This window comes from Acinetobacter sp. YH01019, assembly GCF_013420285.1.
GTDB lineage: Bacteria > Pseudomonadota > Gammaproteobacteria > Pseudomonadales > Moraxellaceae > Acinetobacter > Acinetobacter gandensis.
Genome location: NZ_VOYM01000039.1, coordinates 22,658 through 32,617, shown reverse-complemented (window position 1 = coordinate 32,617; position 9,960 = coordinate 22,658). Strand labels below are relative to the sequence as shown.

Annotated in this window: 7 protein-coding genes and 1 pseudogene; 3 read left to right on the top strand and 5 right to left on the bottom strand. The window is 41.4% G+C overall.

Annotated elements, in window-relative coordinates:
- Window positions 1–161 precede the first annotated feature (161 nt).
- Together infC and thrS are read right to left on the bottom strand one after the other, a co-directional pair.
- Window positions 162–713: a translation initiation factor IF-3 gene (infC, locus tag FTT84_RS10255; RefSeq protein ID WP_180081128.1), complete on the bottom strand. Its 552-nt coding sequence runs from the start codon at window positions 711–713 to the stop codon at window positions 162–164.
- A 5-nt stretch (window positions 714–718) separates the two neighbouring features.
- Window positions 719–2,641, bottom strand: a complete 1,923-nt coding sequence (gene thrS / locus FTT84_RS10250; RefSeq protein ID WP_180057520.1) for a threonine--tRNA ligase — start codon at window positions 2,639–2,641, stop codon at window positions 719–721.
- A gap of 315 nt (window positions 2,642–2,956) precedes the next feature.
- Here thrS and FTT84_RS18245 point away from each other — a divergent pair, with 315 nt between their 5' ends.
- Both FTT84_RS18245 and FTT84_RS17935 read left to right on the top strand, forming a co-directional pair.
- A complete protein-coding gene (locus FTT84_RS18245) occupies window positions 2,957–3,694 on the top strand; it encodes a Rieske 2Fe-2S domain-containing protein (RefSeq protein WP_373685012.1) in 738 nt (245 codons plus the stop codon).
- On the top strand, window positions 3,669–4,559 hold the full coding sequence (locus FTT84_RS17935) for an FMN-binding glutamate synthase family protein (RefSeq protein WP_218949724.1): 891 nt from the start codon (window positions 3,669–3,671) through the stop codon (window positions 4,557–4,559). Before FTT84_RS18245 ends, FTT84_RS17935 begins: the two co-directional genes overlap by 26 nt.
- 65 nt (window positions 4,560–4,624) lie before the next feature.
- On the opposite strand, the gene FTT84_RS10240 is transcribed toward FTT84_RS17935, so the two are convergent.
- Both FTT84_RS10240 and FTT84_RS10235 read right to left on the bottom strand, forming a co-directional pair.
- On the bottom strand, window positions 4,625–5,776 hold the full coding sequence (locus tag FTT84_RS10240; RefSeq protein WP_180081127.1) for an alanine racemase: 1,152 nt from the start codon (window positions 5,774–5,776) through the stop codon (window positions 4,625–4,627).
- A 41-nt stretch (window positions 5,777–5,817) separates the two neighbouring features.
- Window positions 5,818–7,096, bottom strand: a pseudogene (locus FTT84_RS10235) (D-arabinono-1,4-lactone oxidase).
- 578 nt (window positions 7,097–7,674) lie between these two features.
- Here FTT84_RS10235 and FTT84_RS10230 point away from each other — a divergent pair.
- Window positions 7,675–9,315, top strand: coding sequence for an acyl-CoA synthetase (locus FTT84_RS10230; protein ID WP_180081126.1), 1,641 nt, complete (start codon window positions 7,675–7,677; stop codon window positions 9,313–9,315).
- Between the two features lie 108 nt (window positions 9,316–9,423).
- Here FTT84_RS10230 and yjgA read toward each other — a convergent pair whose 3' ends face one another.
- Window positions 9,424–9,960 (bottom strand): ribosome biogenesis factor YjgA, encoded by a 537-nt coding sequence (yjgA, locus tag FTT84_RS10225; protein ID WP_067763490.1) that lies wholly within the window; start codon window positions 9,958–9,960, stop codon window positions 9,424–9,426.

Below are 9,960 nucleotides of genomic sequence, written 5' to 3'. Positions count from 1 at the left end.
GAAAGTGAAGGTAGGGTTTGTTTTAATGTTAAATCTAGATTCTGAGATAAATTCATAAAAAAAGAGCGTATTTACATACGCTCTTTTTACAGCATTTTAACTTTTTTTGCTTAACTGACTGGCATTACTGCAATTGCAGGGCTTTTTCGCTCAATGAGTGCTTACTTTTTCTTTTTCGGTCCAAGTAGCATACCCATTTGACGGCCTTCCATTTTCGGCATCTGTTCAACAGTACCGAATTCAGCCACGTCAGCTTCAATTTTTTGCAATTGAGCCAGACCCAGTTGTTGGTGCGCCATTTCACGGCCACGGAAACGAAGGGTGATTTTCACCTTGTTACCTTCTTCAAGGAACTTGATGATTGCACGTAGTTTTACGTTGTAATCACCAACATCAGTACCCGGGCGGAGCTTGATTTCTTTCACCTGTACTTGATGTTGTTTTTTCTTCGCTTCTTTTTGCTTTTGCTTAAGGTCAAACAAATGCTTGTTAAAGTCCATGATTTTACAAACTGGTGGCTCAGCATTGGCAACGATCTCAACCAAGTCAAGATCAACAGCTTCTGCAGCGCGCACGGCGTCTGCTAAGCTTACGATACCTTTTTGCTCGCCATTTTCGTCTACAAGACGGACTTCTTTTGCACGAATTTCATCATTCAAGGCAGGACGGTTTGATTTGTTACCGCCCTGTTGATTACGGTCAGGCTGTTTAATCGCTGTTACTCCACAATGTACCGGCCGCGTTCGGCAACGGCTGCTTTTACTAGGTCAACGAAAGCATCGATAGACATAGTACCCAAATTTGTTCCAGAGCGTGTACGTACGTTTACAGTACCTTCCTCTACTTCACGGTCCCCAAGTACCAATAAGTATGGAATACGCTCTAATGTGCGTTCACGAATCTTAAAGCCGATTTTCTCATTTCTCAAGTCAGAAATAGCACGAATACCGTTTTCTTTAAGTTTAGCGACGACTGACTCACTTGCCTCAGCTTGTGAATCTGTAATATTCATTACGCATGCTTGGATTGGTGACAACCAAGGTGGCATAAAGCCAGCGTAGTGTTCGATAAGTATACCAATAAAACGTTCGAAACTGCCAAGAATTGCGCGATGCAACATAACTGGTTGATCTCGATCGTTATCTTCAGTTACATAAGATGCATCAAGACGTTCTGGTAAGTTAAAGTCACATTGAATTGTACCGCACTGCCATACACGGCCTAAGCAGTCTTTCAGTGAGAATTCAATTTTCGGACCGTAGAATGCGCCTTCACCTGGTTGAAGCTCCCATTCAAGACCAGCAGCATCTAAAGCATCTGCCAAAGATTTTTCTGCCATATCCCAAAGTTTGTCATCACCCACACGTTTTTCTGGACGTGTCGACAATTTCATTTGAACTTCTTCAAAACCAAAGTCTTTATAAACATCTAAAGTCAATTTAATGAAGTCAGCTACTTCAGTACCAATTTGTTCTTTGGTACAGAAAATGTGCGCGTCATCTTGAGTAAAGCCACGAACACGCATAATACCGTGCAATGAACCAGATGGTTCGTTACGGTGACATGAACCGAACTCAGCTAGACGTACAGGAAGATCACGGTACGATTTTAAACCTTGGTTGAACACTTGTACGTGACAAGGACAGTTCATCGGTTTTACTGCGTAGTTACGGTTTTCAGAATGTGTCGTAAACATGTTGTCTGCATAGTTTGCAGCATGTCCAGATTTTTCCCAAAGCGTGAAATCAACCACTTGCGGTGTACGAATTTCTTCATAGCCGTTCGCTTGTTGAACTTTACGCATGTACTGTTCAAGAACTTGGTAAATTGTCCAACCGTTCGGATGCCAGAACACCATACCCGGTGCTTCTTCTTGCATATGGAACAAATCAAGTGCTTTACCAATTTTACGGTGATCGCGTTTTTCAGCTTCTTCAATACGTTTTACATAAGCAGCAAGCTGTTTTTTGTCTGCCCACGCTGTACCGTAAATACGTTGTAACTGTTCATTTTTCGCATCACCGCGCCAGTAAGCACCAGAGATTTTAGTCAGTTTGAATGATTTTAGGAATTTAGTATTTGGAACGTGCGGACCACGACACATATCCAAGTAGTCTTGATGATAGTACAAGCCCATTTCTGTTTCATTAGGCATGTCTTCAATCAGACGGAGTTTGTACTCTTCGCCACGTGCAGTGAATTCTTTGATCACTTCGTCACGTGGTGTCATTTTTTTGATGACATCATAATCTTGATCGATGAGCTTTTTCATACGCTCTTCAATCGCTGCCATGTCATCTAAAGTGAATGGACGTGGCATCCAAATGTCATAGTAGAAACCTTCTTCAATGACAGGACCAATTACCATTTTTGCTTCTGGGAACAGTTGCTTAACTGCATGACCCACTAAATGTGCACAAGAGTGACGAATGATATGAATACCATCTTCATCTTTAGGCGTGATAATTTGAAGGCTTGCGTCTTCGGTAATCAGATCAGATGCATCTACTAAACGATCGTTTACACGACCTGCAACTGTATTTTTTGCAAGACCAGGACCGATGCTTTGAGCAACTTCCATCACAGATACGGCATGATCAAATTCTTTTTGATCGCCATTTGGCAAAGTGATAATTGGCATAGAAAATCCTTAAGGAGTGATGCCCCGTACAATAGAGCATATCACCGCGAGATTATGATCGAGGGAATCCCTCAAAAGATAAAAACGGTGGATAAATAAATTTCGACCTAAATTTTACACGCCCTGCCAACTTTAATAAACCTCTAATCCCATGGAAGTTGATTTTTCTACCGCCTTTTACAAGACTCCTGATAATTCAAGCAGATTTCAGCCGAAATGCACTTTATGCTATCAACATAATAATCACGTTCTAATTCATAAAATTATTCCGAATTTCGAACACCTATACCCACTGAAATCTCTATTTAGGCAGGTATCATACAAGCACATTCACTTATATCTTGGTCGAGTTTAAAACCGCTCCAACCCGCTTATGCGCTCGCAGTCAATGTCGATCTTATGGTCTTAAGGCTTGAAGATGATGATGCAGAACAAGTTGTGGTCATGTATGGTCGCTGTCAGCATCGCGGCGCACTTATGGCCGATGCCCATATTCAAGGGGATAAAATCGTCTGTGGGCTGCATGGCTCGCACTATATTTATAAAACTGGCATCAACCCGCGTTATCTGAATAAAAATCTGCAAAAATTTAAAGCGTGGGTGGAAGGCGATCAGGTGTATGTCGATCTTGAAGAAATTCAAGCGTGGGAGAAAAGAAATCCACAGCAGTATAAACGCGATCAATACCAAGGTTTATATGCAGATTCGGCACCCGCACCTGAAGAACCACATAATAAATTGATCTTGGAACTTGCACGCAATGGCTTAAGTAAATTTAGACATCATGGCCCGACAGCTGCCATGGGCGTGCCTTTCAATCAACTCCCGAAATGGGAGGACATTCAACTGATCACCGCACAACTGTGGAAAATTCCATTGTTAGATGATGCACCCGTAGCAACCGAAGTGGTAATTGGCCCAAATGCTAAAAACCCCTTAAAACTCAAAATCCCCCTGTTTGTGTCAGATATGAGTTTTGGTGCGTTATCTCAAGAAGCCAAAGTTGCCCTTGCAACAGGTGCTGAACTTGCAGGTACAGGCAATGCTTGCTGAGGAACAAGTGGCCAACTCACGTTATTTTTATGAACTTGCATCGGGTCGTTTTGGCTATGACATCGAAAAAGTTAAAAAGTGTCAGGCCTTTCATTTTAAAGGCGGTCAAGCTGCAAAAACAGGTACGGGAGGACATCTGCCAGGCCATAAAGTGGTTGGTAAGATTGCAGAAGTGCGTAAATTACCAGAAGGCACCGCAGCAATTTCACCAGCGACCTTCCCTGACTGGACGGAACTGTCTCAATATCAAGACTTTGCGAATTATATCCGCGAAGAAACTGGCGGTATTCCGATTGGCTTTAAACTGTCTGCACAGCATATTGAAAAAGATATTGATGCGGCTATCGCCATTGGTGTCGATTACATTATTTTAGATGGCCGTGGTGGTGGTACAGGTGCAGCACCTACGCTATTCCGTGACAATATTTCTGTTCCAACCATTCCTGCACTGGCACGTGCGCGTCGTCATTTAGACCGTTTAGGACGGTCAGATATTAGTTTAGTGATCACAGGTGGACTTCGTGTACCCGCTGACTTTATTAAGGCACTGGCTTTGGGAGCAGATGCCATCGCGATTTCAAACTCTGCCATGCAAGCCATTGGCTGTTTAGGTATGCGTGCCTGTCAGACCAATGATTGTTCTGTTGGCATCGCCACGCAACAAGATCATTTACGTCGTCGTTTAGAAATAGACAAATCGGCACAACAACTGGCGAATTTTCTAAATGCATCCGTTGAACTGATGCAAGTCATGGCACGTGCCTGCGGACATCATCATCTCAATCAATTCTGCAAAGATGATCTGACCACATGGAAAAAAGAAATGTCGAACCTCACTGGTATTCACTACGGTGGATTTGATTAAGCTTCAAATCCTGAGCTTTTTTTCAAAATCATTGAGCCTAAAAAAGGAGTCCAAACGGGCTCTTTTTATTCTCTGAACGTCTCGAAGGCCATGAGTCGATCGGCTTGGTACCACCAAAGCTGTGCAAATTGAGGGATAATCATTTCACTTTGCGCAGGGCGAAAAAAAACATAATCATCCACTTCTATGCTGCTTGTCTGTGGAATTTGCACAAGTTCCTGATTACTACTACGACCATATAACCCATGGGGCTGACTGCCTTGAGGATAAACATAGTTCCCTCGCCAATAACCTCCATAAATAAACACAGCCTGAGATTTTGCCCAACGACTTAACCATTCTAACTGCGGTAATTCTGTCCGCGATAACACTTTTAGCACAGGTGTGGCGATCCACAAGGCATTTTGAAAAGCGTGCAAAGCTTTCAGTTCAAAATCTGCGGGTTTTAACAGCATCGAACCAAATGAGACTTCGTTACAGACGCTCTGCTGACAATGAAAACTAAAACTAGGACTACCACCACCATTCCAACAGGTGTGTTCATCACATAAGGACGGATAGCGCTGTTGTAAATAATCTTTGAATTGTTGATAACTTTGCTGTGACAGTTGATAAGTCTGTTCAGCAGATTGAATCAGTCGTGGAATCTTCGCCACATGTGCGTCGTAGCCCATCAATCCTGAAAATTTTAAATGTTGAGGATGTCGAACGATTACATCCAAAATAGCCTTTAGCTCATTGATGGTTTTCAGGCCACCACGGTGTAGCCCCACATCGATTTCAATATTAATACGTAGACACAGTTGATGCTGCTCAGCAAATTTTAGGTATTGGCCTAAACGCTGTTCACTATCAATCAGCCATTGCACTTGCAATTGAGTTGCCTGCAAAAACGCCTTGTCTGTATGGTTCAAGGCCTGAATCGGCATCGGTTTTCCAAACAACACATCAGCTTGCGGCATCGACTCGAAAAGTGTTTTTAGATGTGCAAAATGAAACAGCATGTAACGCTGTGTCTTGAGCTGTGTAGCACAATGTTGAAGCAATGCCATGCATGCCAAGGATTTCACCACCAAGCGCGGATGCAGACTGTGTGGTATTTGCTGCTGAGTGATCACCAAGTTGTGATTTAATGCGGCAACATCCACGATTAACTGGGGCATACCTGTACCAATGTGTTTGAGCAAGGTATTCAATTGTTGATAATATGCATCCATGCATATGCTCCAATATCTTTATTAATATCTTATCTTCCAGATTATTCAAAAAATAATTTTTGCAAATAAGGGTTAATCCACTTTTGTGTTGGATCAAGCTCCTGTCTAATCTGCATGAACTCATCCCATTTCGGATATAACGTTCTTAACTGCGCCGCCTGTAGGCTATGAATTTTGCCCCAATGTGGTCGGCCACCGTATTTAAGTAAAATTGGCTCAACCCATTTAAAAATAGCTTGATAATCTTGTTTATAAAATTGGTGTATGGAAATTGAAACAGAATCTTGCTGATAGAAAGGACTCAGCCAAATATCATCTCCGCGCACCAAACGATATTCAATCGGAAAAAACATCGGCGCTTTATGGCGTCTCAATGTATATAACACTTCTTCAAAACATTGCAGACCGTGCTGTAAAGGTATTTGGTACTCCATCTCATTAAACTTGGTATTCCGAACCGAAGGAAAAATACGACTCGACCAATCCACCACAGTTACAGGTTGAATAAATACACCTAAAAATTTTTGCAGCCATGGATTTAGCTTTGGACAAAGCCGTGTCAATTCAGCACAAAAATTTAAGAGTACATCTTCTTCGACCCATTCATTCGGTCGAGCAATTAAATCCTCCTCAGTTTCATCTAAAGTTTTTAAGATCACTTGATCGGCATGGCTAAATGCCCAAAACTCTATATGTCGATGTTGATATTGCCACTGCTGCATGTGTTGCATCAATACGCTAAGGGCACATAATCGTGTTTGTTCTTTAAGTTTATACATCGGGCGGTTTTGCATTTGAATTTTTGTCAAAATTCCAAAACTTCCCATCGCCACGCGGCCTGCATAGAAGATTTCATTGTTTTTTACTGAATTACACTGAAGAATTTCACCTTGTGCCGTTAACAGATCAAAACCATGTACCAATGCTGACAAACACGGCAGTTCTAAACCTGTCCCATGCGTTCCCGTCGCAATTGCACCGGCTAAACTTTGTCGGTCAATATCTCCTTGATTTATTAAGGCCTGATCGAAAACTGCCAGCTTTTCTCCAAGATCTGATAAGCGCGTCCCCCCCCTGTACCGTACTCTGACAGCGCTCTTCATCAATGTCGGTTATGCCTTTCATCTGCTCCAAACTGATTAACAGATCATCCGTTTGTACCAACCCATTAAAGGAATGACTTGCTCCCACAACACGAATTTTTTTGTTCTGCCTAACCAATCCCTGTAGTTCAAATATATTTTGCGGTTGTGCAAATTTTGGCGTCGCAGAAAATGAGCCCGACCAATTTTGCCAATGAATTGCTCGCTGTACCGTCATGATATACCCCACTGTACGAACTGTTTATTGTTTTTATTTTTTGATTATTGTCCAGCAATCATTTTCCTAAAATAGGACGAATCAATGCATCGATATTTTTTCATTTATGCCGTTTAAAATAATGATCGTCAATCAAATTTTGATCAGATCAAATGTATGACTAAGTGTAGTAATAGATTATTACAAAGTTATTCATGTGACTTTTTTCTTATATTTTTCATTAAGTTTTTCAATATTTTTTAAAATTTAAACCAGCTTATATTTCATTTACACTCTTTATTTAATCCTAGAGCTTTATTCATTAAATACATATATTGTTTGTTGTGTACAACTTACAAAATCAGTCAATTTTTACATTTAAACTTGATCACTTTTCAGCTAATTTATTTAAGCTTTAAAATCAAACTTTAGAACCAAACAGTTCACTTTTGCTGCTATTTAATATTTTATAGCTATAAAAATCAAATAATTAAATTTTTAGTGCAAACACTCGACTAAAGCATAAATGCAAGACATGGCATGACTGCCTTATTGTGACAGTAGCTTAAAACAAATATACATGGACTTGGAGTACTACAATGGTTAGCGCATACGATGAATTGCCACGGACCCCGGCGAATTTTGTTGCACTTTCACCTCTACGTTATCTAGAGCGTGCGGCATATATTTATCCAGATCAGGATGCCATTATCCATGGTAATCGTCATATTTCATGGCGTGAAACCTATAACCGTTGCCGTCAGTTTGCACACCAACTTCAACAATTGGGTATTGGTAAAAATGATACCGTTTCGGTTTTACTTCCCAATGTCCCTGCAATGATTGAAGCACATTTCGCCGTTCCCATGGCAGGTGCTGTACTGAATACCTTAAACACACGATTAGACGCGAAAACCATTGCTTTCATGCTTGAACACGCTGAGAGTAAAGTATTATTAGTCGATCCTGAATTTGCTCAAGTTGCCACCGAAGCTTTGGCTTTGATCGATCAAGAAATTTTTATCATTGATGTTGCAGATGTTGAATACGAAGGTACTGCAAATACGATTGGGCAAATTGAGTTTGAGGAATGGCTTGCACAGGGTGATGCAAACTTTGAATGGCATCTTCCAGGTGATGAATGGGATGCTATCAGCTTAAGCTATACCTCAGGCACCACAGGTAATCCTAAAGGTGTGGTGTATCATCACCGTGGTGCTTACATTAATGCAGCGAGTAACATTATTGCGTGTGGCATGACACCTCGTGCGACCTATCTCTGGACTTTACCACTTTTCCATTGCAATGGATGGTGCTTCGCTTGGACCATGGCTGCCAATGGTGGTACCAATATCTGTTTACGTAAAGTCGACCCTGAATTGATTTTCAAACTAATTGCAGAGCATAAAGTTGATTATTTCTGTGGTGCACCAATCGTACTTTCAATGCTAATCAACACACCTGAAGATAAAAAGACCAAAATTGACCACCGTGTTGAAGTCATGGTGGCTGGTGCTGCACCACCCGCTGCGATTATTGAAGGCATGCGCAACATCGGCATTAATGTCACACATGTATACGGTTTAACTGAAACCTACGGCCCTTCTGCGCTATGTGCTTCTCAGGCTGGATGGTCTGACCTTTCGATTCAAGAGCAAGCTCAATTACACTCACGCCAAGGTGTGCCTTACCCACTACAAGATGGTATGAAAGTCATTGATCCTGAAACGATGCTACCTGTTGCACATGATGGTCAAACCATGGGTGAGATCATGTTCCGTGGCAACATTGTCATGAAAGGTTACTTGAAAAACCCTGAAGCCACTGCTGAAGCATTTGCAGGTGGCTGGTTCCATACTGGTGATTTGGCCGTTTGCCAACCTGATGGCTATGCAAAAATCACCGATCGCTCTAAGGATGTCATCATTTCGGGTGGAGAAAATATTTCTTCACTTGAAGTAGAAGAAATTCTATACCAACATCCTGCAGTATTAACTGCGGCGGTAGTTGCCAAGCCTGATCCACGCTGGCAAGAAGTTCCGTGTGCATTTATTGAATTAAAAACAGGCAAAGAAGCGACACCTGAAGAACTGATTGAATTCTGTAAACAACATCTCGCACGCTTTAAAGTGCCAAAAGATGTGGTAATTACGGAAATTCCAAAAACATCTACAGGAAAACTGCAAAAATTCGTTCTACGTGATTGGGCAAAAGAACGTGCTGTTGGTGAGTTTAATTAACCTCTTTTGAGAGTCGTATTTCATTGAAAAATGCGACTTTTTCATAAACACCACACATAAAAAAGCGACCTGAACAGGTCGCTTTTTTTATTCTACAAATCGTACAAATCAATTATCTGAAATTAACGCAACTTGTTGAATATAATTAAACAATTTCAACTTAGAAGCGGCAATTTGTTCTTCAGGCATTTGTTTAGTGATGTCACGCTGAATACGCAAAAGATGCTGACGAATTGGATGATGTTCAGCTGCATTGTGTGCTTTCATGAACTCTTTAATCACAGGTTCACCCTGTGCAATCATACGATCAACCCAGCGCTGCAATTGTGCAGTTTTTTTCGCACCCTGCTGCGGTGTTAAATAAGACAAAATCATTGCCTCATCTTCATTACGCAACAATTTACCAATACGTAAAAATTGACGACGACGAGCTTCTCCCGAAGTAATCGAACGTACATCAAGTAAAGCATCAATCAAGCGTTCTTCAACTGGAAGTTTCTGAATTTGCTTAACACTCAATTCAGCCAATTGTTCGCCCAAAGCAGCCATACGTTGCACTGCTTTTTTTTGTTCAGTTTTGCTCGCACGTCCATCTAGGGATTCAAAGTCTTCTTCAGTAAAACGCTGTTGCGGTCGACGTGCCAC